The sequence below is a fragment of the Microcoleus sp. LEGE 07076 genome, assembly GCF_015207455.1.
Taxonomy (GTDB): Bacteria; Cyanobacteriota; Cyanobacteriia; order Cyanobacteriales; family Microcoleaceae; genus Microcoleus.
This window is the reverse complement of record NZ_JADEWV010000085.1, coordinates 1-26,339: the sequence shown is the minus strand read 5'-3', so window position 1 is coordinate 26,339 and position 26,339 is coordinate 1. Positions and strand designations below refer to the sequence as shown.

At 42.4% G+C, this 26,339-nt stretch carries 20 protein-coding genes and 1 CRISPR repeat array; of the genes, 5 read left to right on the top strand and 15 right to left on the bottom strand.

Translation table 11 applies throughout. The features are described 5' to 3' along the window. Nucleotides 1–26: 26 nt before the first annotated feature. A CRISPR array of direct repeats spans nt 27–3,412; the repeat unit is 36 nt; unit sequence CTCCCCACTCGCTGGGGAAACTAATTGAATGGAAAC. 952 nt (nt 3,413–4,364) lie between these two features. The 4 genes from IQ270_RS15620 to IQ270_RS15605 form a co-directional block, all read right to left on the bottom strand. Continuing rightward, nucleotides 4,365–4,823 carry a peroxiredoxin gene (locus IQ270_RS15620; RefSeq protein WP_193974087.1) on the bottom strand — a complete coding sequence of 153 codons (459 nt, stop codon included), beginning with the start codon at nt 4,821–4,823 and terminating at the stop codon, nt 4,365–4,367. A gap of 101 nt (nt 4,824–4,924) precedes the next feature. Beyond that, nucleotides 4,925–8,584, bottom strand: coding sequence for a helicase-related protein (locus IQ270_RS15615; RefSeq protein ID WP_193974086.1), 3,660 nt, complete (start codon nt 8,582–8,584; stop codon nt 4,925–4,927). Continuing rightward, nucleotides 8,581–11,616, bottom strand: coding sequence for a hypothetical protein (locus tag IQ270_RS15610; protein ID WP_193974085.1), 3,036 nt, complete (start codon nt 11,614–11,616; stop codon nt 8,581–8,583). Before IQ270_RS15610 ends, IQ270_RS15615 begins: the two co-directional genes overlap by 4 nt. Nucleotides 11,617–11,629: 13 nt before the next feature. Then, a complete protein-coding gene (locus tag IQ270_RS15605; RefSeq protein WP_193974084.1) occupies nt 11,630–11,899 on the bottom strand; it encodes a YciI family protein in 270 nt (89 codons plus the stop codon). Between the two features lie 162 nt (nt 11,900–12,061). Between IQ270_RS15605 and IQ270_RS15600 the strand changes: the two genes are divergently transcribed. Further along, a complete protein-coding gene (locus IQ270_RS15600) occupies nt 12,062–12,634 on the top strand; it encodes a Uma2 family endonuclease (protein ID WP_193974083.1) in 573 nt (190 codons plus the stop codon). A 217-nt stretch (nt 12,635–12,851) separates the two neighbouring features. Here IQ270_RS15600 and pheT read toward each other — a convergent pair whose 3' ends face one another. Continuing rightward, nucleotides 12,852–15,299, bottom strand: coding sequence for a phenylalanine--tRNA ligase subunit beta (pheT, locus tag IQ270_RS15595; protein ID WP_193974082.1), 2,448 nt, complete (start codon nt 15,297–15,299; stop codon nt 12,852–12,854). Nucleotides 15,300–16,165: 866 nt separating this feature from the next. Between pheT and IQ270_RS15590 the strand changes: the two genes are divergently transcribed. Then, the gene (locus IQ270_RS15590; protein WP_193974081.1) at nt 16,166–17,794 is read left to right on the top strand and encodes a serine/threonine-protein kinase; all 1,629 of its coding nucleotides are present in this window, start codon (nt 16,166–16,168) and stop codon (nt 17,792–17,794) included. A 185-nt stretch (nt 17,795–17,979) separates the two neighbouring features. Here IQ270_RS15590 and IQ270_RS15585 read toward each other — a convergent pair whose 3' ends face one another. The 5 genes from IQ270_RS15585 to IQ270_RS15565 form a co-directional block, all read right to left on the bottom strand. Then, nucleotides 17,980–18,138 carry a hypothetical protein gene (locus IQ270_RS15585; protein WP_228056405.1) on the bottom strand — a complete coding sequence of 53 codons (159 nt, stop codon included), beginning with the start codon at nt 18,136–18,138 and terminating at the stop codon, nt 17,980–17,982. A gap of 201 nt (nt 18,139–18,339) precedes the next feature. Further along, nucleotides 18,340–18,900 (bottom strand): MAE_28990/MAE_18760 family HEPN-like nuclease, encoded by a 561-nt coding sequence (locus IQ270_RS15580; protein WP_339384183.1) that lies wholly within the window; start codon nt 18,898–18,900, stop codon nt 18,340–18,342. A gap of 204 nt (nt 18,901–19,104) precedes the next feature. Continuing rightward, a complete protein-coding gene (locus IQ270_RS15575; RefSeq protein ID WP_193974079.1) occupies nt 19,105–19,662 on the bottom strand; it encodes a DUF262 domain-containing protein in 558 nt (185 codons plus the stop codon). 150 nt (nt 19,663–19,812) lie between these two features. Beyond that, nucleotides 19,813–20,148, bottom strand: a complete 336-nt coding sequence (locus tag IQ270_RS15570) for a DUF5615 family PIN-like protein (protein WP_193974078.1) — start codon at nt 20,146–20,148, stop codon at nt 19,813–19,815. Further along, nucleotides 20,138–20,521: a hypothetical protein gene (locus IQ270_RS15565; protein WP_193974077.1), complete on the bottom strand. Its 384-nt coding sequence runs from the start codon at nt 20,519–20,521 to the stop codon at nt 20,138–20,140. Before IQ270_RS15565 ends, IQ270_RS15570 begins: the two co-directional genes overlap by 11 nt. A 42-nt stretch (nt 20,522–20,563) precedes the next feature. Here IQ270_RS15565 and IQ270_RS31105 point away from each other — a divergent pair, with 42 nt between their 5' ends. Further along, entirely contained in the window at nt 20,564–20,734 is a 171-nt protein-coding gene (locus tag IQ270_RS31105) for an XRE family transcriptional regulator (protein ID WP_339384182.1), read from the top strand. Between the two features lie 89 nt (nt 20,735–20,823). On the opposite strand, the gene IQ270_RS15555 is transcribed toward IQ270_RS31105, so the two are convergent. Both IQ270_RS15555 and IQ270_RS15550 read right to left on the bottom strand, forming a co-directional pair. After that, nucleotides 20,824–21,108, bottom strand: coding sequence for a hypothetical protein (locus tag IQ270_RS15555; RefSeq protein ID WP_193974076.1), 285 nt, complete (start codon nt 21,106–21,108; stop codon nt 20,824–20,826). Beyond that, complete coding sequence (locus IQ270_RS15550; RefSeq protein WP_193974075.1) at nt 21,098–21,394, bottom strand: BrnT family toxin; 297 nt, start codon at nt 21,392–21,394, stop codon at nt 21,098–21,100. Before IQ270_RS15550 ends, IQ270_RS15555 begins: the two co-directional genes overlap by 11 nt. 695 nt (nt 21,395–22,089) lie before the next feature. Between IQ270_RS15550 and IQ270_RS15545 the strand changes: the two genes are divergently transcribed. Next, nucleotides 22,090–23,133: a transporter substrate-binding domain-containing protein gene (locus tag IQ270_RS15545; RefSeq protein WP_193974074.1), complete on the top strand. Its 1,044-nt coding sequence runs from the start codon at nt 22,090–22,092 to the stop codon at nt 23,131–23,133. A gap of 300 nt (nt 23,134–23,433) precedes the next feature. Here the strand turns inward: IQ270_RS15545 and IQ270_RS15540 are convergent, their stop codons facing one another. From IQ270_RS15540 to IQ270_RS15530, 3 genes are all read right to left on the bottom strand, one after another. Continuing rightward, nucleotides 23,434–23,661 carry a DUF433 domain-containing protein gene (locus tag IQ270_RS15540; protein ID WP_193974073.1) on the bottom strand — a complete coding sequence of 76 codons (228 nt, stop codon included), beginning with the start codon at nt 23,659–23,661 and terminating at the stop codon, nt 23,434–23,436. Between the two features lie 165 nt (nt 23,662–23,826). After that, on the bottom strand, nt 23,827–24,255 hold the full coding sequence (locus IQ270_RS15535; protein ID WP_193974072.1) for a hypothetical protein: 429 nt from the start codon (nt 24,253–24,255) through the stop codon (nt 23,827–23,829). Continuing rightward, nucleotides 24,248–24,400: a hypothetical protein gene (locus tag IQ270_RS15530; RefSeq protein ID WP_228056403.1), complete on the bottom strand. Its 153-nt coding sequence runs from the start codon at nt 24,398–24,400 to the stop codon at nt 24,248–24,250. The genes IQ270_RS15535 and IQ270_RS15530 overlap by 8 nt, the downstream gene beginning before the upstream one ends. Nucleotides 24,401–24,641: 241 nt before the next feature. Between IQ270_RS15530 and IQ270_RS15525 the strand changes: the two genes are divergently transcribed. Then, on the top strand, nt 24,642–26,339 hold a 1,698-nt coding region (locus IQ270_RS15525; RefSeq protein WP_228056402.1), incomplete at its 3' end, for an ABC-F family ATP-binding cassette domain-containing protein.

Genomic DNA, 26,339 nt, shown 5'->3' with positions numbered 1-26,339 from the left:
ATTTAGATGTTAGCTCTTATTCTCAACTCCCCACTCGCTGGGGAAACTAATTGAATGGAAACGTAATTACTTGAGGTGCGACAGCGATCGTTACTTCCTCCTCCCCACTCGCTGGGGAAACTAATTGAATGGAAACAGTACGCATATCCTCTTGATGGTTTTACTCGGATAATGTGACTCCCCACTCGCTGGGGAAACTAATTGAATGGAAACAGTAACTCTCTTTATGATTTTCTCAAAGTAGGATTTGACCATGTACTCCCCACTCGCTGGGGAAACTAATTGAATGGAAACTACGGATCGCCCATTGGTAATTCAGAATCAAAAGTGATTCCGATACTCCCCACTCGCTGGGGAAACTAATTGAATGGAAACACGACACAAACTTCGACAACAGAGATTCGACATCTACCAGGAACCGACTACCTCCCCACTCGCTGGGGAAACTAATTGAATGGAAACTATCCCCCACTCGATTAACTACTAAATGAGTAGCTCCCCACTCGCTGGGGAAACTAATTGAATGGAAACTCTGCCGGATTTTTGTTAGTAGCTGCTATCAAAAGCTTAGTTTTCTCCCCACTCGCTGGGGAAACTAATTGAATGGAAACGCAAAGCTAGTACATAGAAATCAAAAATATGGACTCCCCACTCGCTGGGGAAACTAATTGAATGGAAACAAGCTGTCCAACTCCCTCTTTATTTTGAGCATTACGTCTCTCCCCACTCGCTGGGGAAACTAATTGAATGGAAACAGTATTCCTCTACTGCAATTCTTTTACAGATACTACTCCCCACTCGCTGGGGAAACTAATTGAATGGAAACAAGCTTTAACCCAGGTAGAAAATTCTTGTTCCCAGCCACTCTCCCCACTCGCTGGGGAAACTAATTGAATGGAAACTTCAATTGAGTGTTACTACTATCTAATAATTTTCTACTTTTCTCCCCACTCGCTGGGGAAACTAATTGAATGGAAACGTTAGCCGGATCGATGATGGTAATAAGTTGTTTGGCTACCTCCCCACTCGCTGGGGAAACTAATTGAATGGAAACGTCTGATACTCAAAGTTGCATTTTGCAGTTACTTTTCTCCCCACTCGCTGGGGAAACTAATTGAATGGAAACTTTGCTTTCCGTGTTGCGGTAAATGGCTTTTGTTTGCATAAACTCCCCACTCGCTGGGGAAACTAATTGAATGGAAACCAAAATACCCATGCACACATTAGCGTACAATCCGCTTCTCCCCACTCGCTGGGGAAACTAATTGAATGGAAACGGATGAATTCGCACTTCAGGCTCGGATCGAAACGGCTAACCTCCCCACTCGCTGGGGAAACTAATTGAATGGAAACCTTGATTTCAAACAATTCCGGTGTTGCTCCGGCTTTAGCCATCCTCTCCCCACTCGCTGGGGAAACTAATTGAATGGAAACGCTGTGGTTCTGACCATCCGATGTTACCTACTTCCTTGTCCCCTCCCCACTCGCTGGGGAAACTAATTGAATGGAAACTCATAGACTTTGGTACCCTATCGGATAGGTTTGCAGCACGTGATAGCTCCCCACTCGCTGGGGAAACTAATTGAATGAAAACATTCCCAGTCCTTTTTCGACTAGCAGTGTAGCGAATTTGTATTCTCCCCACTCGCTGGGGAAACTAATTGAATGGAAACAATTAAGTATTTCGTATTTTCGTCAAAACCTGACCGCTCCCCACTCGCTGGGGAAACTAATTGAATGGAAACACGGCAGCTCTTGCGTTACTATCTATGAGCTTGTACAACTCCCCACTCGCTGGGGAAACTAATTGAATGGAAACGTTGTCGGCCGACAAGTTTTTATCATTTCATGGAAACCTTGACTCCCCACTCGCTGGGGAAACTAATTGAATGGAAACTTTGCTGGTGTAAGCGCAGTGGCGATTTTTTTCCTCCCCACTCGCTGGGGAAACTAATTGAATGGAAACACTAGCCATCTCCCTAAAAGTTTCATTAAATTTTTCTCCCCACTCGCTGGGGAAACTAATTGAATGGAAACACAGCACTGACGATCGTCGGAACCAAACAACGAACCGCTGCCGCCGACACAGCCTCCCCACTCGCTGGGGAAACTAATTGAATGGAAACACTTGGAGGCGAATCATTTTCCTTCCTGTCAGAGGCTGCCACTAACTCCCCACTCGCTGGGGAAACTAATTGAATGGAAACCAGATTCTGAATTGCAAGATTTACTAGAAATATTTACTTTGTAGTCTCCCCACTCGCTGGGGAAACTAATTGAATGGAAACTTTAGAGGGGATTATGTAGTTTTTGCTTACTCCCCACTCGCTGGGGAAACTAATTGAATGGAAACCATATCAAGCTGCTTCTGCTGGTTTTACTGAGTTCTCCCCACTCGCTGGGGAAACTAATTGAATGGAAACTTGGTACATAGTCCCATTTGACTTCGATTACGGCATTTTTCACTCCCCACTCGCTGGGGAAACTAATTGAATGGAAACCGCGTAGTTTGCCCCAAATAGTAGGTTTTGCGCCAAAACTCCCCACTCGCTGGGGAAACTAATTGAATGGAAACACCCCAACAAATGTAACTTCACGGCCGCCAATATTGACACTCCCCACTCGCTGGGGAAACTAATTGAATGGAAACTTGGTGGGGCCGGCCTTGATGTTTAGGTCAGCACGTTGAGACTCCCCACTCGCTGGGGAAACTAATTGAATGGAAACCTTAGTTGTGGGCTAATGCTGTCTGGTAAGTTAGCTCCCCACTCGCTGGGGAAACTAATTGAATGGAAACTAAGTACGTGAGAACTTCACGACACAGAATGCTAGTGATACGGCTCCCCACTCGCTGGGGAAACTAATTGAATGGAAACGTCGCTGTGGGCGGTGCAGCGTATCCACTCTGAAAGGCAAGTGTTTTTTTCTCCCCACTCGCTGGGGAAACTAATTGAATGGAAACCTGGGGGCGGGCCTTCCCATCGCCAGCGCCTCCGGCCTCCCCACTCGCTGGGGAAACTAATTGAATGGAAACGAATGGTCAATGTACCGTTGTCAGATATTGTTGTGTTCATGACTCCCCACTCGCTGGGGAAACTAATTGAATGGAAACAATAAAGTCACGAAGACTTTCTTTGCGACGCTGAGCTCCCCACTCGCTGGGGAAACTAATTGAATGGAAACCTTGGTTGAAGTCAAACCTCAATTTATGTATTTGTTAGCGACTCCCCACTCGCTGGGGAAACTAATTGAATGGAAACCTTGGTTGCTGAATTCCTGTAAACGGCTTTAGTTCTCCCCACTCGCTGGGGAAACTAATTGAATGGAAACTCGCAATCGTTTCGGAATTGGGAGAAGTGCCAGCCATGTTTTCCGACTCCCCACTCGCTGGGGAAACTAATTGAATGGAAATGCTAAAACAAAATTAGTGGAAGTCTTCTATTAATGCGACAGTTTAAGGGCAACCATAAATAGCTGTTGACAAAAGACTAGATTTGTAATAGTCTAAATTTGGGGGGATGCCTTTTAGGGGACGCCTCTACCGCATAGAGTAAACGTCTTTAAGGCATCGTCCTATCCCCCAGCCGAAGGGTTACGGCACTGTCTAGCAAGTTAACTTGTCACTTGCTAGAAATACGTAGCTAAGACAAAGTGTGTCGAAGTCTTCTATTAATGCGGAATCGAAGGAGGCTTCGACTTCACACCACATCGCAAACAAAACTTAAAAAATCAGAGTTTTCTGTAGTGCCAAAAGCTCTAATTTTTTAAGCTCTGGAAAACTTCAAAGACAAACTTTTACAATTCAAATTTATGCAATTAATCCGAATTGCGAAGAATTAACAAGCACAAAAAAAGCCCCGTGATTGGGGCAAAATTTAACTATTTTCAGTCGTTGGGTGGAGACGGATTTATGATATTGTTGGTTTTTGACATAGAGGATTGGTGAAACTCGCCCCTACGAGAATTTGGGCAAACACCATCGCTTATTTTCAAGTCACCAAAACCCAATCGTCTGCTGTTTTGACAATCTCAGAATTCTGCAAACCTAAATCTTTTAAAACTGGTTGAATAGAAACAACCGATCGCAGCCACGGAAGTTAACGCTAAATACTCCCCACTTGTTGGGCAAGCTAATTGCATGGAAACGCCTGAGTGTTCATAGTTTTCAGATAGCCCGGTATCAAAACCACCTCCCCACTCGCTGGGGAAACTAATTGAATGGAAACACGGCGCTTAAAATCACGGGCGATCGCCCTTGGCAAAATCTTGATGCGGTTTTGTCGGTGGGCGGGGGCGGGTTTATCATATTGTTGGTTTGAATTACATTTCTTGGTAAACCCGCCCCGATAGAGTTACCAATCCGCCTAACTCTTGATAGTTTCCAAAGTTTTAATCGATTCCGAAATGTGAGCTTTAAAATCTAGCATAGAGTCAAAAATGTGCCTGACAACACCTTGTTTGTCGATCGCATAAGTAACTCGACCGGGCATAATCCACATTGTAGCTGGAACACCGTACAATTGCCGAACTTTATTCCCCGTATCGCTCAACAAAGTAAAAGGTAACTGATATTTCGAGGCAAATTTCTCGTGAGACTGCTGCGAATCTTCGCTAATTCCGATGACTTCCGCACCTGCGTCTTTGAAAACTTCGTAACTATCCCGAAAAGCGCAAGCTTCCGCCGTGCATCCTGGTGTATCGTCTTTCGGGTAAAAGTAGACGATGACGTTTTTTTGACCTCTAAAATCCTTGAGGCTGACTGATGCGCCAGTTTGCGAAGTTAAGGTAAAATCCGGTGCCGTATCTCCTACTTTGACTGCCATATTTGTTTGACTCAGTAACTCTGTTTGCAGAAATTTTTAACTTTTGTTATTGTACAGTTTTTTACAGCCCAATAGGTTGGCGATCGGCATACTGCGGGGTTTTACCCCCCGTCTTGCTTCGATAAAATCAAGTTGAGCACGTTCAACTCGTTGGAGCTCAACAGGTACTTATCTGTGAACATCTTGGCTCGACTTTGTTCTAAACTGTAGCTTCTAAACACGATAAATGGAAAATCTTGATACTTGTGCCCGATCGGCATTAAACTATCTACAGGGTAGAACGATCGCACATAAGCCGACAAGATATCCCGAAACCGCCTGTCTTCCGGTTCCTCCAGCCCGCTGTCAGCAAAATACTGGTGCATTTCCTCCCCGCCGACGAAAGCAAATAGCGGTATGGCATAATAGCGATCGAACTGTTGACTGAGTTGTTCAAAATACTGAGTTTTCTCGACATCGCTGTTGAGAAATTGCAAAAGCTCGATCGCACCTCCTCTTATAGCCGATCGTACATTCTCCGGGTACGACTCGCTATCCCTAATCCAACACATTTTTTGCAGCAACCCATTATCTACACATTTCTGAATTTGCTCGCGCAGCCGCATCTGGTATTTTTCCAGCAAATTTTTATTAGCCAGAGGCACCACCAACAAACTACCACAAACATGACCAATCTCTAAATTATCATAACTCAGCAAACCTGCAAGCGGATTACACTTATCCAAAAACTTCTTGTTAAAATCATCCCGCATTTCCAGATAGGAATCGCCCTTCTGACGAGAGTTATCAGAATTTGTCAAAACAAACTCCCCACGCCCCAAAAGCTCCTCTAAACTCGTATAAACCTCCTTTAGCAACCTATTTCCTCGGATGCTTTCACTCTTGAGCGTTTTAATCAGAGAAGCCATCTTGTTACTAAAAGTATCTCCCACTGCGGAAACCGACTTACCGCCAATCGGAATCATCAAAAACTTGTCCCTACCTAAATAACCGTATCCCGAAATTCGCGTCATCACCGCCGTCTTCAGAATTAGCAGTAAATTCAACAAACTCAACTTACTTTCTTGCAGGGAAAGTTCCGCATCATCAGCATAATAAACTGCTGTATCAGACACATAAAAAACCAACTCCTTATCTTCACCGTCAAGAGTTTTACCCTGTTTATCTTCACCGCGCCCCCGATAAATCACCTGTATCACTTCCATCAGATTTTTCTCAATCTGGAATCGGGGAATATCAACTAAAATATGCTTCGTTTTCGGGAAAGACAACCCGCGACTTCCCGATGCAGTCATAAAAATTACTTTAGCCCTATCTTTGCACTCCTGTATTTTTGCTTTCTCCTCTTCCGAGATATTCGCATGAATTTCTAGATAATATTCAAACTGATTAAATTCTCGTTCTTTTTGAATCTTCTCAATCAATTCTGCCAATCTTCGCTTATTTTGGATATAGACAATAATTTGTTCGACACCCGGTTGCGCCAATCGCTGATTGATATCCTGAATTATTTCAGACTGTACCCGTTTTACTAAATCATTATCCTCCTTTAAAGACGCATTTTCATTGTATTTAACAGTTTCTACAAATACTTTATAAGTTATCTCTAAACTGCGGGCTGGATAAGAGTTGGCATTAATTACTGTTGCCGGTAGCCGTTTGAATGCAAAAGAATTGACTTGTAAAGGTTCAATGATATCCGAATTTTTAGCTAATTTCTTGAAATATATTTTATCCGGTTCTGGGGATGTATTTTCAAGGTGTTGTTTGATCACATCCGAGTCAACAATCGAAGCATCAGCTACAATAATTTTAGTATTAAAACCGTGTTTTGCCTCGTGCAACTCATGATTTTTAACAATCTTGGCAATTCCCGCTAAAAACTCAACGCCACCGTCATCTCCCGTAATTTCATCTATCATAATGAAGATGTGTTTGATGCGGCTAGATATTTCTTGCATTTTAGCGGGTATGACTAATTTTTCTCGTTTGTTATAAGTATCTTGAAATATCTGTTCTAAATAATCAAGGGTACTTTGTCGATTTTCTTTCATCCTCAAAGATTGGATGGAAACCGTAGCGACAATATTATTAGAAGTTTTACAATTAATCAGGCTATAAATCCCATTACAAATGCTATTTAGCACTCCCATAGTTTTGAGGCTAGCTGGTTCAATTACGGTTTCATTTTTTCTGGCAATTTCTCGCTGGTGGTATTCTTTTAGCTGATTTTCTGGATTGTCTTTGAGAAAGTTAACCGTTTTTTGGACAAAATTTTCATGGCGGGTATTCGAGCTATATTTGACTGTACGCTTTCCCGAATAACTGGCAATAATATCGGAGTTTGTGTTAATACAGAATAACTTATCATCGCACAACAAGCCAGTATTTTTATCCTTAAATTTATCGATGATATCCAAGTTTACTTGCTTGCGGGGACTGACGTATAAGAATAAGAAACCGTCGTCAATATGTGTTTTCAGAAAATTGGCGATCGCAGTTGTTTTCCCAATTCCCGGATTCCCAGTCAAAAAGATATAAGTTTGATCGGATTGAAGCGCTTTTACAATCAATTGGGCGTGAGCATTTCTCAAATGCAAACCGCGATCGATTTGCAATTTATCTGCCAGTTTATCTGATATAATATCAATCGAATTAACAAAATTGTCTATTTTTTCAGTATGACATACAGGTTTAGTCACATTTTTCTCAATTGCTAACAGAGAATCGACAAACTTTCGCCCTTCTTTGAAACTGCGAGCCGCGTTGAGTTCGATTACACCTAAAACTTCGCTGCGAGAGTCACTAATTTGTTTGTTGGTAACTTCCTTTTTATAAATTTCGGCGCAAGTTGCTAATAACTTAAGTTTGTCCTGGCGTAGGGAAATTGTGCTAATATTGCGATCGGCATAACCCACCACATTCAACAAAACCTCAGCATCTTGTCCCAGGATACCTGTTTGTTGCAGAAATCCATAGAAACTGTGAGCATAGCTACCAGCCTGAATTAACTTCGTGCTTTCCTTATCCTTATACTTAAAAGCTGTGAAATAGCCTTTCAAATCCTCTGAAAAATCCACACCCAAAGTGCTCGTATCCATCCGCAGATTAGAAAACACACTTTTCGATCGCAAATAGCTAATTTCTGTCATCAAATACTTCCGAATCACCTCTATTTCATTGATATCTTGCGCTTTGGGAGCTAGCGTGGGAGAAAACACCGACAAATCAACGCAGAGAATTCTAAAATCATTCCCATGCTGTAACAGCATCAGCGTATCAGCTTGCAAAAACTCGCCCTTTTTCGAGTAACGGCGGATGTACGAGTTAATCTCATCATCTGACAAACTAAGTTTATCAGTTGTCAACTGAGACAAAAGCTGTTTAAATGCTTCTTTTTCACCCTTGTTATAGGTTCTGATACTGTTAGCATCACTAAAACTGCACTGACAATACACAATTTCCAACCGCTGCAAATTCCAGCCAGTAGATTTGATGTACTCCCGAAAGAAATTCAACCCACCCAAAAAGCCTTTTTGGACAAAAAACAAACTCCATTTTTCAGCGATTTCAGCATCTAAACTAGCCAGAAGATTAGCTTCTCTAATCATTTCCGCCATCATCTTTGGCAATTTGAGCTGCTGCAAATCCAGACGGTAGGAATTACCAAAATCATGAGCTATCTTTTCCTTTTGGATATATGCCAAAATTCCGATATTGAATCCAACCTCAAACAGTCGTCCAAAATCTTCACCGATCATGATTGCGTACCTCCATCACCGACATTCAATACTTCTCTTACCTTATTCAAAAAAGCCAGCGAGTTAAATTCTGCACTTCCGCCCGCATGAGGAAACATAGATAAAGCACCCACAGAATCATCGCCAATAATATGAGAGTATGGATCGAGTTTCAAGCTAATCTGTTGACGGGCTTCATACCTAGAAAAGTGGAAGATGGTTAAATAGTGTAGTAAAGTATCTTTAATTTCACCATCGTACATCAAACCTTGACGAATATCTTGGTCATCCAGAATACCTTCATATATATTCAACAGTGTCGAGTAGGAAATTACGCCGTTGTAAAAGTTTTTTTGTCCCTGCTGATCTACTTTGATACCGTTAAATAGATTAAAAAACATCACAGCTTGTTGACTAGGATCTTTTGATAAACCTTCCAGTTCCATTGTATCCTGAATGTAGAAAGATTCTCCCTTGTGTTCTTTAGGACTGCGGACATAGTATTTATCAAAAAATACCGGATAAATCTTGATATCTTGTCGCTCTCCTTTCAAAGTTTGGATGAGCTTTTTCGACATAAAAAACAATTGTTGATCTTCATCCGTCTGGGTAATGTGCAGCGTGCTTGTATAAGGTGCTTGTGCAATATACAGGAAATTGCGATATCCATTTTTGTATAGCTGGCTGACAGTATCTTCTAGAATTGATGGCTGACTGTAAAGGTGTTGAACGCTGTAATTTTCTGACAAAGTTTTCAGCATTCCGACTTGAATTGTATCCTCTGACAGGCGTTTGATTCCCGCAACTTCGCCTAACAAACACGTTTTTCTCTGAAATCGATCGCTATTACCTTTTTTCGCATCACTTTCGCAACTGGAGACGACAATAATTGCTAAATTGTCCAACTCTGGAGATAGTGGAACATTCCTAAATTTAAACTTTTTAGGCAATATTGAATAGAGGGAACTTAAACCATTGCGAATACTGTAACCATTCGGTTTTTGCTTAACTCGAAATCCTTGAGAAGTCGATCGATATTTTTCACTAAAAAAATGAGACAATGTTTTAGAAACGTTAGCCATAAACTTTTCTGACGGGAAAGGGTTATTGTGGTCGCCTTCGTGCAGTCTCACCATCGGAATAAACAAATTCTTTTTCTGACTGTGTAACAAGATTTGCAGGCAAATATAAGACAGCAGCGAAACAGCAAATTTGTAAACAAATGCTGCATCTGGTTTCAAACCGTCCTTGCTATCTAAACGTTTATTGTTATAACGAAACAACAGCAATTTATACTTTTCGGCAAAACTTTTACTATATACACTAATCAGAGTTTCGGGAACCCAAAGTACAGGCAAAGTATTGATGCCCTTAATGTTATATTCCATGCTGAAATTCTGGAATTCATCAGTATGGAAGTAGCGGACATCTTCGATTGTGATAGTGACTGGTAGCTGACAGATAGCTGTTTCGTTGATGCTAGATTGTTCGACGGCGATATACTGGAGTGATTGTTTGGGATTTCGTTGCAGGACATCATTAAAAAATCGACCAGTAGTTAAAGTATTATCGATGTCTTCTAAAATACCTCTTTTGACGTTGATATGTCGCGGTTCTGTGCGAGTTGGCAAAATTGTCTGCCTATCTATAAAGTTTTTCAATAGTTGCTTGAGACTGTCGATTTTAACTTCAATATGATATTCATTTAACCCTCTGATGATACCTTTAAATATCCGCTGTTTCGCCTGTTCGTCAGAACCCTGCAACACCGGCATTACGGCGGATTCAAAGCTTTGTCTCGGATCGTAAGTTAGTTCCGATTCAGAATTGTAATCTGCCACTAAAGGATTGCTGCGAGAAGCAAACACAAAATAGTACAACAATGCTATTTTTAATACCTTGCGGATAAATGTTTCGCTAGTGTAGTCATCCGCTAATTCTGCTTTGTGTTCATCACTGTCAGGATTCAATAAATTCAGGTTATAATCAAATACCGGTTTACCGCCACGGGCTTGAACTTCGTTACCAAATTTTAGTTTTAAACCGAAAATATATTTACGTTCGTTCAAATCGCTGTCTGTGGTTTCTCCTAAATAACCTGCTACAATCGGAATGATGGGAAGTGCATCTAAAACTTCCGCTCTGGAAAACATATCTTGGTAATTAACTGTGACACCGGCATAATTGACATTATAATAGCCATCTTCTTTAGTGCGATCGCTAATGTATGCTTCGAGCAACCTAAGCCGCCGGATCAAGTCTTCTAAATAAATGATACCAACACTATCTGTGCGGATGGTGCGGATGTGTTCTAGCAGATACTCCAAGTAGGTAATCTTAGCTTCTTTATTCAGCTTACCGAGAGTTTCTTTATCTACAAGCTTGAGCAATTTATGGAAATCAGAATTTTCATCTTTAACCTGTTCATCCAGCCGACGATGCAGTTCTTGTTTATCACTTTCAGTGTCAGCATTTTCATCAATATAATGCTCTAAACCCTCCTTCAGTTGTTGCTGAAAGATGTCTGAATCTCGCACGGCGATAGTCAATTTATGCAGCTTCAAAATTGCTGTTGTTCCCACAGTATTTGGGCGCTGCAAAGTGAGCTTCTTTTTTGCTAAGATAGGAGAGGGTTTGGCAAAATCGTATTTAAAACCTAAGTCTGTGCCACTTCCCTGAAAAGACGGTGATTCTAAAGGCTCAATTAAGCTAGACACGAAATTTTCAATAGGATCATTCCCTCCCACAACAGATGCTAAATGTTGTCGCAAATATTGTCTAATTTGTTTAATTTGACTGCAAAATCGAGTTTCAAATTCGGCAGTGAAATTGACTGTAGCAGAATGTGCTTGACGTTCCAAAGAACCCAAAGGCGACAACACTTGCGAAGTGGCTATTTGAGCTGCTACCGCATCAATATCTATTAACAAACGACGGGAATCGCCCGAAAGACTAAACGGGTTTTTACCCTGCAAAACTTCTAAAATCTTGTCCAGCAAATCGCCATAGTCTACTGGAACTAAGTCGCTGTCATCCAATCTTAAGATGTTCACCCTGTTATCCCCTTCAAAATGCTTGAATCCACTCTTTCACTTCGTACTCAGTCCAAACTCCATTCACCCAATAAGGATCGGCTTCAACTAATTCTCGCACAGCCGCCTCGTCTTCGGCTTCGTAAATCCCGAAAACTTTGGTTAAGTCTTTGGTTGGGCCGATCGTAATTAATACTCCCGATTCCTTCTGCTTAGCCAATCGGGCCAAATGAGCGTCTCGAAACAAAGCGCGTTTTTCGAGGACATCCTCGCAGTAACTTCCCCACATCACATATTTGGTCACGGTTTTGAGCCTTCGATGAATTTGTTTAAAATTTATTGTACAATGAGTGTACCAGGATTTAAAGATTTTTTTGGATAAGATTGATTAACCGCAGAGGGCGCAGAGGGCGCAGAGGGAGAGAAGGAAAGAAGAGAGATTTTTGTTAGAGGGGATGAGGTAACTATGACTTTATTGGATATTCGGCTGCTGAATGTTTATGAATATCACCGGATGGTTGAAGCTGGTATTCTTGATGGAGATGAACGGGTAGAATTATTGGCAGGGCAGATAGTAAATAAGGCTACGAAAACTCCCCCACGTTGTGCAGTGGTGAAACGTACAATGGAACTACTGCAAAAATCTTTGGGAAGTTTGGTATTTCTGAGTATACATGATTCTGTCAGACTGAATAATTACTCTCAACCTGAACCGGATATTTCTGTAGTTATACCAGATCGACTTTACTATGAAGACCACCATCCAACTCCTTTAGAAATTTATTTGATTATTGAAGTTGCAGATACTACTCTGAGAACGGATTGCGGCATAAAAGCAAAAATTTATGCTGAGTCGGGAATTACTGATTATTGGGTTTTGGATGTTAATAATCGGCAACTTCACGTATTCCGAGAACCGAGTCAGCATGGTTATCAAAGTCGGTTGATGCTGGGGGACGATGCGAGTATTTCTCCTTTGCAATTTCCTGATGTTTCTTTCGAGGTGCGGGATATGTTGCGGCCTTTAATTACGACTTAAATCTCCCGGCGGTTAGAAACCGCGTCTAGACAGACAAAACCCACCTCCGTGGGTTAAAGAAAGTTCCCAGGTAGAGCCTGGGAACCAGAACCATGTTTAAAAAACCTTGTTACCCAATAATTGTTGGGTTTGTTGGCTGAATCCGCGATGGTACAGGTGCGTCGCTAGGGTATTGCCGAGCTTTCTCAGGGATTTTCGAGAGCGACGCACCCTACGGTTAGCTTCTTAAGCTAACGCCGAATTTCTCAACTAAAATATCGCGGACTTTTTGCTGGGCTGGTTCGACATCGGTTTCGCTGAGTGTTCGATCGCCCGAGCGATAAATCAACCGAAATGCTAAACTACGTTGTCCCGCCGGTACATTGTCGCCGCGATACTCGTCGAACAATTCCACCGAAGAAAGCAAACTACCAGCGGCCTTCTTCATCGCACTTTGCATCTCCACAACCGGAACCTCCATCGGTGCAAAAAATGCAATATCCCTGTCAGAAGCGGGGAAACTCGAATAACCTGCGAACTTGCGAGTCGAATTGCTAGATCGACCTAATTCACCCAACAGCACCGCTAAATCTAATTGAAACACGTAAACCTGTTCCGGCAAACTTTTTTCCTGCTGCAATTGCGGGTGTAACTGTCCGAAAACTCCTAACTGTTTCCCGTTTAACGATAAGGCGGCCGTGCGCCCCGGATGCAAGCGCGGATTAGACGAATCGCTTGCATATTCCACCGCCAAACCCAAGCCCTGAAATACGCTTTCTAGGACACCTTTAGCCTCAAACCAAGTCAAAGGTCGATCGCGCCCACCTTGCTGCCATTTCCACACAGTTGGATCGCCTCCAATAATCCCGGCAACTGCTTCTGCTTCTTTCATAGCATCCCCTTCTTTCCAGAAAATGCGACCGATTTCAAAACCGTTGAGCGCGCCGTTTCCTTGCTCCAAATTGTAGGCGAAAGCATCGATCAAACCCGACAACATTTCCGTCCGTAAAGCTGAATACTCGACAAACAGGGGATTTGCTAAAACCACCTGATTGTCTCCCTCTGTTTTCACCAAAGAATAGTGCATCAATTCTGTCAAACCGGCCGCCCGAAAAGCCGATCGCACATTCCGAATTGCCGCGTATTCTGCCGACAAATAACCAGGTTCAGTTTTGCTGGGTAAAGTATCGCAAAAATTGTCATAACCGTGGAGTCTGGCAACTTCTTCAATTAAATCAATTTCCCTTTCCAAATCCCGGTAGCGGTAAGCAGGGACTGTCACCGTAAATACTGCGGCTTTTTCACTCGCAACAACTTCGCATCCCAAGGCGGTGAGGATATTTTTTACTTCTTCGGGTTCCAGATATGCAGAACCGCCAGTTTCTCGCCTTTTTAACTGCCCTAAAATCATATTTACTCGATCGAGACGCAATTCTAGCGATCGGCTAAAACTCAAATCACCGCCACTGGCCCTGGCCGTTTTCTGCACCGTCGCAGCGCCCTCCGCCAACTCCAAAATTAGGGCAACAGCGCGATCGCAAGCAGTCGTCAGCGCCGCCTGATTCACCCCCCGTTCGTAGCGGATCGATGCCTCGGTGCGGAGGCCTTGAGCGCGCGCCGATCGGCGAATCGTTGCTTGGTCGAAAATCGCAGCTTCTAAGACTAAATTTTGCGTGCCTTCGTGAACTTCCGTATCTTCGCCACCCATTACCCCAGCTAAGGCTACGGGTTTGTCGCTAGCAGTAATTAACAGGTTTTGCGGTTGCAAATTGCGGTTTTGTCCGTCCAAGGTTTTGAAGGATTCCCCTGTTTTGGCAAACCGAACGCCGATGCTGACATCCGAATTACCTGTGAAAGATTGTAGCCGATCGCGATCGAAAGCGTGCAGCGGTTGTCCCCATTCCAATAAAATGTAATTAGTTACATCAACCACATTATTAATCGGTCGCACACCCGCCGCCTGCAACCGCTGCTGCAACCAAGCTGGAGACGGCGCGATTTTCACACCTTCAATTGCCGTGCCGATGTAAATCGGGCAGCCTTGCGATTCCGATATTTCTACTGTCAAACTGAGGCTTTCTTTGCCTTCAATCACCGCACCATTTGCTTCAGGAATTCTCAAACTCGCCCCAGTCAGCGCCGCCACTTCCCGCGCCACACCCACCATACTCAAAGCATCTGCACGGTTAGCAGTTGCTGTCAAGTCTAAAATCACATCATCTAAACCCAAAAGCGGGCGAATATCGCTGCCCAATTCAGGATTTTCTAAATCGAAAATGTGAATCCCCGCTGACTCTTTAGCCAGTCCCAATTCTGCGAGAGAGCAAATCATGCCTTCGGAAGGAACACCGCGCAATTTAGCAGGTTTTATCTTCAAATCAATTGTCGATAAAAAAGTGCCGACAACGGCGACAGGCACATAAATATCCGCCCTCGCGTTGGGTGCGCCGCAAACAATATTCAAGGCTTCTGGTTTTCCGACATCGACTTGACAAACTCTCAATTTGTCGGCGTTGGGATGCTGTTCGCAGGCGATTATTTTGCCCAAGACTACGCCGTGTGCCCAGCGGCGGCGGTCTTCAATTTCTTCGACTTCAAACCCTGCCATTGTCAGAGTTTCGGCTAGTTCTTCGGGGCTTTTGGTCACATCAACCAATTCCCGCAGCCAGTTTAGAGAAATACGCATAATTTTGTCAGTAGTTATTAGTCAGTAGTTATTAGTCAGTTGTCAGTTGTCAGTTGTCAGTTGTCAGTTGTCAGTAAGAATTGGTAATTCGGAATTAGAACTAACAAATAACAGTTAACAGTCAACAGTCAACAGTCAACCAACAACCAACAGTCAGTAGTCAGTAGTCAGTAGTTATTAGTCAGTAGTTATTAGTCAGTAGTTATTAGTCAGTAAGAATTGGTAATTCGGAATTAGAACTAACAGTCAACAGTCAACCAACAACCAACAACCAACAACCAACAGCCCACTGCCAACAGTCAACAGTCAACAGTCAGTAGTTATGAAGAAAAATCAAAAATTCTGACGAATGCCTTCTGACGGATGCCTTCTGCATTCTACCTTCTGGCGAATGCCGTTTGATGACTCTGTAGCTCCAGAATCAATTAGGGGAACCCTCTATCACACTTGTTGAATTATGTCAACAGGATTGCGGTATAATTAAGCACACAAGAGCGATCGGTTCAAAGCTTGATGGCTGCTGGGGGATGAGTAGCATTCTCATTCAGAGAATGAGGTATGCTAGAGACATCTAACTGCGCCAAAAGCACCTAAGTTTAAAAAGACTTTACACAAAAAAGGGCAACTTTAGCAAGTCTTTAAACTATCTTCAAGGATAATCTACCGCAAAAACTCACAGCAGCGACATAATCAAAATAGGGAAAAGATATCTGCCTAAAAGACTTAGGTGCAATTCCAATTCGCAACCGGACACACGACCCGCCGCCAACTGTACAGATAAGTATTTCTACAGAATCGGTATCAGGAAAATTGTGTCATGGAGCGACGCTGGCAAAATCAGAAAAACATAGGCAAACTCAATCAACATGAGCTACTGCGTAAATCCGGGCTGTCCCCATCCTCAAAATCCTCCTGACTCTATTGTCCAGTGTCAGACCTGCGGTGCGCGGCTGTTGCTGCGCGGTCGCTACCAAGTCATTCAACCTTTGGGACAAGGAGGTTTTGGAGCTACATTTCTGGCAAAAGACATCTCTTTGCCCGGTCAACCGAGTTGCGTCGTCAAGCAACTGCGACCCAGTAGTTCTTCGCCACGAATTCTAGAAATGGCGCGGGAATTATTCAAGCGAGAGGCGAAAACTCTCGGCCAACTCGGCGACCACCCGCAAGTACCTAGGCTGCTAGATTATTTTGAAACTGAGGGGCAATTTTACTTGGTTCAAGAGTATGTTAAAGGCTCGACGCTGAAACAAGAAGTCAAACAATCAGGGCGTTTCAACGAATCAGATGTTAAAAACTTTCTATTAGAAATTCTGTCGGTAGTGCAATACATCCACAGCCAAGGAGTAATTCATAGAGACATTAAACCCGCAAATATTATTCGCCGCACTCAAGACAATCATTTAGTTCTGATTGATTTCGGTGCGGTAAAAGACCAAGTTAGCCAAACAATGTTAGTAGACCCGGCCGACCAAGGTGCTAACACGAAATTTTCAGTCGGTACGTTTAGTTTTGCTCCTCCTGAACAAATGGCACTGCGGCCGATATTTGCCAGCGACATCTACGCCTTGGGCATGACTTGCTTGTACTTGCTGACAGGAAAGTCGCCCAAGGATTTAGATTTCGATAGCGTAACTGGCGAAATTGTTTGGCAGCCCCACATTCAGTTGAGTTTAAGTTTTACGCGGATTCTTGAGAAAATGCTCAAGCCGATCGTCAGCCACCGCTTTCAGTCGGCAGCAGATCTCATCAAAGCTCTAAATGGCGAATTTGAAGACGCTGACCTTTGCGAGGGTTTGGCAACTCAATTCAACTCTCCTATCCACACAGTTGAAGAACCGACGATATTTAATGAAGAGGGTTCTTCGTGGTCGCCGAAAACCAAAGCCCATCAAGATTTGCGGACAAACCAAAGCATTCGCGGTAGAACTTCATTCACTCAATCGGGAAACACGGGGATGCAGCCCAGAGTTTCCCGCAGTCTGGCGGAGTCCGGCAGAACTTTCGGAACTGCCGCATTTTCCAACGGCAATTTAGCAGCGCCCAAGGCAATGAAAACTGTTGTTAAGTGGGACAGCAACAGTTTGCGAGCGGCATATTTTAAAGGCAAGCGCGATTTTGCTGACTGCGAACTGTCGGGTTTGCAACTGCCAAAAGCGCAGTTGGCGGGGGGAAATTTTTATCAGGCTAGGTTGGTGAAGGCAAATTTGCAAGCAGCGGATTTGTCGGGGGCGAATTTGGGCCACGCGAGGTTAATTAAGGCGAATTTGCGATCGGCAAATTTGACTGAAGCTTATTGCAGCACTGCTAATTTTGAAGGGGCGGATTTCCGAGGTGCTGACTTGACGGGTGCTTATTTGACCAAGGCAAATTTGCGAGGCGCGAATTTGTGCGGCGCTAATCTGACTAACGCTACAGTTAGCGAGGAACAACTCGCCAGTGCGAAGACAAATTGGTTGACTGTTAAGCCCGATGGGAAGCGGGGTTTTAGATTTTAATTGAAGTCAGTTGTTGGCAGTTAGTTGACTGTTATAGTACCCTGCATAATCTCCTTTGAGGGCTTTAATATTAGGGTGCGATCGGGGAGTTTGTTCGCTTCTGCTCCAAGCATCGGGCAATTTTTTTCGCTAGGGCTTGATGAGCATTGACATAAACCTTTTGAGCATCAGGATGCAGAAAAACTTCATACATCAGATCGAAGACTTCTCCAGTTTGTATAATCAGTTTTAGGGGTTGCTTGATTTTGCTGAACTCGCTCTAGTAATCCAGAAATTGCCAAAAGTTCTTGAGTTGCAGCTTCGCTTTCGGTATTTGCTAAGTAAGCCGCAAAATCAGCAAGCACCTGTAATCGTTCTGATGATAGTTGCTGGAGTAAGTCATTAAGCTGGCGGTGTCACTCTGTCACAGATATCAAATCTGCTGAGGAGCGATCATCTGGGAATTATCCGTGCTTTTTCCCTCATTTTACCGCAGAGGATTTTTGTTTGTCAATCCCCCACTGGCGATCGCAAACTAGCCAAAGTTTACTCATCAAAATCGACTGCTAGATTCTGTATTTCTTATTCTGAATATAATCATCAATATTATTCAGCAGATGAGTTAGATATTTTACCAATTTATTTTTATCATCAACTAACTTGCTCCAAAGTATTTGACTCGAAGCATCACAAAACGAAACATTTCCATGTGCCAAATCACATCGAATCTTAACCACAAAATTCAGAATGTCATCTATTTCTCTACTCGCAACTCCTAAATTTCCAAAGAAGCCATACATATCTATGAGTTCCTTGATAGTTTTAGCATCCAAATTTCCCGATATGGGAATATTAGATGGATCTAACAAAACCATCTCATCATCCAAAACCGATTTAATTAATTCCTGAAGATTGTCAGCTACGTTATCCTTTTTGATATATGAGTCTCTGAAACTTTTACTTTTATCGTTCAGCAACCACAATCTCTTGATTTTCGGACTTAAATCTTTATAAGTTAATTGCTCGACTAAAATAACATCATGAATGGCAGTTATACCATTTCTGATAGAAGATTCGACAAGATTGTATAATAGCAGGTAACAATGAGACTGCAAGATTTTTTGAATCTCGCTATCAACAATATATTCACCTGATGGGAAGATGATTTATTTAGAAGATAATGCACCAAGTTGTTCAATTTTATCTACTAATTCAAAATATTTCTGGATTTCTGCCACTCGCCTGTTAAAGTCTTTAATGAACTCTTTCATAGACTTTGACTTAAAAGCTTATCCTTAGCACAGTCAATTCTTGGTTTCATATTCTCAGGCTTATGAGTTTGGTAGCAGACTATTAGAATTAGGAGTTAGATCGAGATTGCTGGTGTTGATGCGATAGAAAATATCATTCCTTACTTTTTCATCAGCTTTGTCTGAGAGAACTATCATTCTAAGCGAAGTATATTTAAACTTTCTTTGGCGTGAGGGTGCAAGATCGTTAAAATAGGAACCATTTAGAGAATCTAATGTTGGGAGATTACTCAATTGCAACTGATTTGTCATGAAAGCTGCAAGAGTCCTCACCCTCTGAGAGCCATCCACAATTTCTAGTCTTCCAGTTTCATAGATTTCTACGAGAATCATGGCAGGAATAGGAACACCAAGAATAATGGATTCAATGAATCGAGATTGACGATCTATATCCCATATCAATTCTCTTTGATATTCAGGGATATAAATCTCACCGCTCCCTCCATCATCTTGTTCCAGGTATTTATCGACTATGAATTCGATGGTGTATTCTGTGGTATGGTAGTCAATCTTTTGCTTTATTTCGTCAATCTGCTCTTCGGCGATATTGATGATGTCTTGCCTAATTGCTTGAGACATAAGAACCTGCGTCTATAATAACAAAGACATAAAAAGATACTCCAACTTTTGTTGGGATCTATATTATAGTACATTGGAAGGCATGGGCGATCGCGGTTTTCATTAAGCTTTCTTACTTTATAATAAATTTTTGGTAAATTAATAACTCCATTAATTGAGAACAACAAACTGATTTTTTAGGTCATACTCTGCTGTCTCTAAATTATCAATTGCCTTCACTATCGCCTGATAACTCATATTCTTAGAAGCTTCAGAATCTTGATAAACTGCCAAAATTCCTGAATGTTCTGGGTTCGCTTGATGTAATTCCTGAAAGTCATCACAATTGCGTGTCAGCACGACTCTCTCATTTTCTCTGGCAGCCTGTAACACGACTGAATCTGGACGATTCATTAAATCCAATGTATTAACTGTCGCTACATCGTGACCGGCTGCCTGAAGAAGATTAACTAAATACTTTGCTTGAGAATCTTCGTCAAGCAGCATTCGTAGGCTCAAGTTGGACTCCTTTTACTTCTAATCGATAGCGTTCCTCCTCTGCTTCTAATTTTAAAAGTTCTTGATTATTCTCACAGTAATCAATCACCTCATAGATAGCATCAAGTGGTAAATCCCAATTTTCGGATGCTTGTTCCGATGACATATGATTAGCAGTCATGTCTCGCCAAATAGTCGATGCCAGTAATTTATGTCCTTTAATATAAAGTTGTTTTCGCCAAGGATGAGGACGTGCAATTAAATATTGCCAATTCTCGATTTCTGGTGTAGTTTGGAGCGATTGAACGATCGCACTTAGCAGGGAAAGGCGATCGCTGACAGAGAGTTGGCTGGCTTTTTCTTTAAGCTCTTGCAGGGACATAAAAAAATACTCCAACAAAGGTTGGTATTTGAATTATAGTACATTAAAATCGATCGCGCTAAAATCACTAATTTGCTGCGTGGCAAACTATCTGAGTTCTCCATCGATCGCCTATTCCGGTTCTTAAACGCGCTGGGTAGTGATGTGGAGATTCGGGCGATCGCCAAACCTGAATCTGACTCTCAGGCTAAGACAAGGGCGATCGCTATTTAGGTGCAGTACAGCAAAGCATCCCAGAGATAGCGATCGCACTGTCGAAGCATAATAAAATCAGAACCTCAAACTGCCACCAAAAACTTGGGCTAATGCTGAATGATTTCACCAAGTGCCTCTTGAATAATTTCATCACTCACACCGTGACGCTTCAAACTAGCAATAAGTGCAGAGATTGTATCCTCTTCTAGGCGATCGAGATCGGAGCGAAGTCCTTGTCCAATGTAGGCACGCACTAATGGCTGATAACCGGAAAACCCAAGTAATGGTGCAACTCGCTTCAAATCTTCGATTACATCTTCGGGCATACGAATGGTAATCGCTGTCATTGGACGATTTCTATTCAACCTTTTTTTCAATGTCTCAAGTTTCATAGTATTCACGTTCCTTGCGTGTCGCTTTACGAGCCGAAATAATCCTGATGATGTCGTTTTCACGCTCAATGTAAACGACGTACAAGAGATTCCAACGTCTGTCTAAACCAATGACAGCATCTCGGGCTTCATCATTGCGGCTTGCATCAACTACCACAAGAAGTGGATCGAAGAAGGCTTCTGTGGCTTGTTGAAAGGTCACGCCATCATGATTTTTCGGGTTAACCCGAGCTTTTTCGTCATTCCAAACAAAGGTAATGCCATTAAGTACGAAATACACATTCATACTTTATAGTGTATGCAGAATGTATTTACATTGTCAATACGTTATCTAGATTTTGGATCGGACTCATTGCCATCACGATCGGCAAGATCGATTAAGGAGATTGCCTTTGGGTGCGGGTTCAATAGTCACAGTCATTTATTTGAGAAAACTGTTTCGGCAATTTACGGGCATGATACCGACAGCCTATAGAACGAATTGAGCGATCGTACTTTTGTAAATTAGGATACAAAAGTAAGCGATCGACAGTTGTTATATAGTCTCCTGTACTCCTAAATCCGGCTTGAATACTCCCTTTATCTATTAGTCAGCGAAGGCGGACTTTGTTTGTTTAGCAGCGATTTCACTCGCCGAACGATCGAGGGTAAAAGATCCGGATTTTGTATGAATGACCGCCCAAAGGCTTGTTAGTGCCTTGCGAATTAGATGTTACACCGCTGGAATTGTCATACCCCAATTTAGTATTTTGTACGGAATAATGTAATAGAGCGGTGTATCTAGTTCTAAGAGTAGTTGAATAACTACTGAGGACGAGCGAAAAAGCCGTCAGATACCACTCCGGCAGCAGATGCTGTATCAACAGCATAGAATCCGTCTGTTTTCTCTACTACGTAAATAGCCTTGCAACGACTGAGACGCTACTTAATCAAGTAGAGCGTCATCTCAGCAACACTTATTTTTTGGGAATACACAATTTTATGACCACAATCATGCTGATTTTAATCCACATTAGAGGTGGAGTTTCTCTTGTTATGAGTTCGGTACTTGCAGTTGCAAAACATTTTCGACTTGGGATAATTTTGGCTTTAGCATATCTTGCTTGTATTTTGAGTTATGTTCCTGCTGTTTCGCAAACTTCGCCAACTCAGTTACCTAATACCCTCAAACTGGGAGTTAGGACTTCTGTTTACCCGATCGGAAATAAGATTAATGTAAATTTTTTTACTCAATTTTTGCCTGAAAATAATTTAGTTAGACTTTTTTATGAAAATAAAATTCATAAACCAAATTCTGCTGAAGGGTTTTGCGGCACTTTTGGTAAAGAGCTACAGAAGGAGTTAGCTAGTAATGGTCAACAAATCAAAGTTAAATACATTCCTATTGTGAATCAACATAAAGGAGTCGTTGCACCTAGATATCATGGATTGAAAACTGGTAAAATTGATATTGAATGCGGTCCAAATTCAATATTATCTGGTAAGCTTCCAACTGGTGAAGGTATTGAATTTTCACAGCCTTTCTATAAAACAGGTGTGAAGCTTTTATTAAAAGAAGAATTAGCTGACAAGTTGAATTCAAAACTTATAGAGCTAAAGGAGATTAAAATTGGTGTGGTTAAAGAATCTACTACATTAGAACTCTTAAGTAAAAACAACATTAAATTTGTTGATTATGATAGTAGCCGTGAAGCTTTAAATGCTCTTGAGACCAATGAAGTACACGCATTTGCTAGTGATGCGCTTATTGTGTGGAATCTCCTTAAAAGGGGAGTCGATCAACCAGGACAACCTAAGAGAGAACCATACGAAAATTTGGAATACACTATCTACCCAAATAGCTCATCAACAAGCAGGTATTTAACTGGCAACAAGCCAACAGAAGAGTATGCTATGGCAGTTATGGGAGGTACGTCGTTTTCCAAGGATTTACTTAATGTGATTAATAACACTTTAGATAAGTCTAAATTGTCCAGCTATCAGCAGAGCTTAGAAAATTATGAAACAAGAGCCGATAATTTTTAGTGGAATATCTTAAAAAAAACATGGCGTTTTTCTAAAGATTATTTATGGGTGACATTTGTGCCGATTTTTTGGGAGTTATTAATTGAATATTCAAGTTCAAATTTGCCAAGACCAATACGGAGAAGATTTAGATTAATATCAGCCATAATAGTAGGCATATTAATCATTTTTATCCTCAATAGTTTGTTTTTAATATATGTGATTCCGCTGGTTTTCCCAGGTTACTAACGCCACTGAATAGGTCGAAATTCCTCAATCATTTGCTGCTAATAAAAATGGGTGTCGGAAAGCAACAACGACCTAGCGATCGGGTAGCTCAATGATGCGATCGTCAAGGTAAGAAGATACAAAAACTAGGGCTTGCCGGATATCTTCATCCTCTAGTTCGGGAAACTCTTGATGTAGCTCTTCTCGATCGGGATAAGTTGCTAGCAGCTCAATCACCCGACGAACAGTCAGCCGTATATTGCGAATACATGGTTGACCGTTCATCCGGTTTGGATTGCTTGTGATGCGATCGAGTTTCATGATTGATGATGTGAACGTGTTGAACAACTTAAACGGTCTCCATATTTTTCTGGTATAAGAAAAGGAGGCTATCAATTGGAAGAAGTTGCGGGCGATCGCGTTTAGTCTGTCGGTAAAAATTTTGACCTTAGATTTGGAACTGAACGAGCGCTAACAAACTTTAAGTTACTCCGATCCTGCTGATTTTGGCACGATTTCAAACTGCAACTGGGAACGATAAAAACAAACATTGAACTCCATAAAAAAGTTGACTTGTCCCAAAATCAGCGGTACATTTATAGCTTGCGTCCATGCAAATACAAGTTGTACGGGATCGAACTGTCCCACAAGAGCTTGAACAAGCACAACACGCGCTTCGTACTGAGCTAAATTTCCTGTCAAACTCAATGCTGTTGTTTGTCTTTCCCATTCATAACCCAGTTCAACTCCTAACAAATACGGAAGTACATTTACACTAGCTCCAGTATCTAATAAACCGGATGCTGTTACGGAAGCTTGTCGGTAGTTCAACCTAAGAGGCAGGTATGGACGAAAACTAGCTTCGCCCAATAAAGCATCACTGGAGACAAATGGGTATCGCTCGGTGTTAGGCATGGTTTTGAGTTTTAGCAGCTTGTAGCACTTTTAGCATTGTATCCGCTGCTTCAACCGCATCATAGGGCGACCACACTGGATAAGCTCGATCGGGTTTAATTAAATCCGTTTCTTTTTGAGCTAGTTCGGAAATTAAAAGCTGCATAATATATAACTGGTCTGCACGACTTAGCTCTCGCAACGTCGAGATTAGTTCTGATGAAACCATATCAAGTGTCCCAGTTAAGTCAGGTTTGTCTCTCTATTTTAGTCGTTTTAGAGACTGTTTCAACCGGATTGGGTGAAATCCTAAATAAAATTTAAGCGCGGTACAATACATGATATAATGTCAAATACTGCGAGTCGTGCATGAATGTCAAAAATTAGATAAATAATCTTATATACTCATGACTATTTTTACTCTGCGATCGATCAAAAAAGACTTCGGCATCAAGGAACTCTTGACAGATGCTAGTTTCAGCCTCGATGAAGGCGATAAAGTCGGACTCATCGGCACAAACGGTTCCGGGAAATCCACCCTGCTGAAAATGATTGCCGGTATGGAGTCGATCGACTCTGGCGATCGCTGGGTCAATCCAGGGGCTACAATTGTCTACCTCCCGCAACAGCCCGATTTGGACGAAAATCACACTGTTTTAGAGCAAGTATTTGCCGACAGCGGCGAACAAATGGCTTTGGTGCGCGAATACGAGGAAATTTCCGATAAATTGTCCCACCACCAAGGCGATACCGATAAGTTGATGGCGCGTTTGTCTGCGGTATCTGAACGCATTGATGAGGTGGATGCGTGGGATTTGGAAACTAAGGCAAAATTGATTTTGACTAAGTTGGGAATTGAGGATTTTGATGCCAAAATTGCCGATTTGTCCGGCGGTTATCGCAAGCGAATTGCCTTAGCAACGGCTTTACTTTCGGAACCAGATGTGTTGTTGATGGATGAACCGACTAACCACTTGGATGCGCTGTCTGTGGAGTGGTTGCAGAACTATTTGAACGGCTATCGCGGTGCACTGCTGCTGATTACGCACGATCGCTATTTTCTCGATCGCGTTACCAATCGCATCCTGGAGATCGATCGCGGCGACCTTTACAATTATGCTGGCAATTACGCTTATTATTTGGAGAAAAAAGCCCTAGCTGAAGAATCCGCCGCCAGCACTCAGCGCAAGTTTTCGGGAGTATTGCGGCGCGAGTTGGAATGGCTCAAGAAGGGGCCGAAAGCGCGCAGTACCAAGCAAAAAGCCCGAATCGATCGCATTAAAGATATGCGCGCAGAGGAGTTCAAAACAGCCAATGGCAAAGTCGAGATTGCTACAGCCGGCCGCCGAATTGGTAAGAAAGTTGTTGAGTTACTGAATATCCGTAAAGCTTATGGCGATCGCACTTTAATCAAAGATTTTACCTACAATTTCACTCCCGAAGACCGGATCGGAATTATTGGCTGCAACGGTGCGGGAAAATCCACATTGATGGATATCATCACCGGACGAATTCAGCCGGATTCTGGTACTGTCGAAATTGGAACAACCATTCACATTGGTTATTTCGACCAGCATTCAGAGGATTTGACGCCGAATGAAGACCAGCGAGTTATTGAATACTTGAAAAGTGTGGCGGAATTGGTGCAAACGGCGGATGGAGAAATAATTACCGCTTCTCAAATGTTGGAGAAGTTTCTGTTTCCGCCGAACCAACAGTATGCACCGATCAGCAAACTTTCCGGCGGGGAAAAGCGCAGGTTATTTCTGTTAAAGGTGTTGATGAGTGCGCCTAATTTGCTGATTTTGGATGAACCGACAAACGACTTGGACGTGCAGACTTTGGCGGTTTTGGAGGATTATCTGGAAGATTTTAACGGCTGTGTAATTGTGGTGTCGCACGATCGCTATTTTCTCGATCGCACAATTGATATGGTTTTCGCCTTGGAGCCTGGGGGCAATTTGCGCTTGTATCCTGGTAATTATTCGGTGTATTTGGATCACAAGAAAGCGGAAGAAGCGAAGGAACTTAAAGCGCAAAAAAATCAAGGTAAACCACCACAATTCGCTACCCCCCCCAACCAGGGCGGGCCAGGGGGCCAGGGC

Excerpts from the sequence above, each read along its gene's own strand:
- IQ270_RS15570 (WP_193974078.1), bottom strand. The coding sequence starts at position 20,148 with ATGCTGCTTGACGAAGATTCTCAAGCAAAGTATTTAGTTAATCTTCTT.
- IQ270_RS15545 (WP_193974074.1), top strand. The coding sequence starts at position 22,090 with ATGACCACAATCATGCTGATTTTAATCCACATTAGAGGTGGAGTTTCT.
- IQ270_RS15530 (WP_228056403.1), bottom strand. The coding sequence starts at position 24,400 with ATGCAGCTTTTAATTTCCGAACTAGCTCAAAAAGAAACGGATTTAATT.
- pheT (WP_193974082.1), bottom strand. The coding sequence starts at position 15,299 with ATGCGTATTTCTCTAAACTGGCTGCGGGAATTGGTTGATGTGACCAAA.
- IQ270_RS15615 (WP_193974086.1), bottom strand. The coding sequence starts at position 8,584 with ATGATCGGTGAAGATTTTGGACGACTGTTTGAGGTTGGATTCAATATC.
- IQ270_RS15550 (WP_193974075.1), bottom strand. The coding sequence starts at position 21,394 with ATGAATGTGTATTTCGTACTTAATGGCATTACCTTTGTTTGGAATGAC.
- IQ270_RS15540 (WP_193974073.1), bottom strand. The coding sequence starts at position 23,661 with ATGAAACTCGATCGCATCACAAGCAATCCAAACCGGATGAACGGTCAA.
- IQ270_RS15575 (WP_193974079.1), bottom strand. The coding sequence starts at position 19,662 with ATGTCTCAAGCAATTAGGCAAGACATCATCAATATCGCCGAAGAGCAG.
- IQ270_RS15620 (WP_193974087.1), bottom strand. The coding sequence starts at position 4,823 with ATGGCAGTCAAAGTAGGAGATACGGCACCGGATTTTACCTTAACTTCG.
- IQ270_RS15590 (WP_193974081.1), top strand. The coding sequence starts at position 16,166 with ATGAGCTACTGCGTAAATCCGGGCTGTCCCCATCCTCAAAATCCTCCT.
- IQ270_RS15555 (WP_193974076.1), bottom strand. The coding sequence starts at position 21,108 with ATGAAACTTGAGACATTGAAAAAAAGGTTGAATAGAAATCGTCCAATG.
- IQ270_RS15600 (WP_193974083.1), top strand. The coding sequence starts at position 12,062 with ATGACTTTATTGGATATTCGGCTGCTGAATGTTTATGAATATCACCGG.
- IQ270_RS15535 (WP_193974072.1), bottom strand. The coding sequence starts at position 24,255 with ATGCCTAACACCGAGCGATACCCATTTGTCTCCAGTGATGCTTTATTG.
- IQ270_RS15565 (WP_193974077.1), bottom strand. The coding sequence starts at position 20,521 with ATGTCCCTGCAAGAGCTTAAAGAAAAAGCCAGCCAACTCTCTGTCAGC.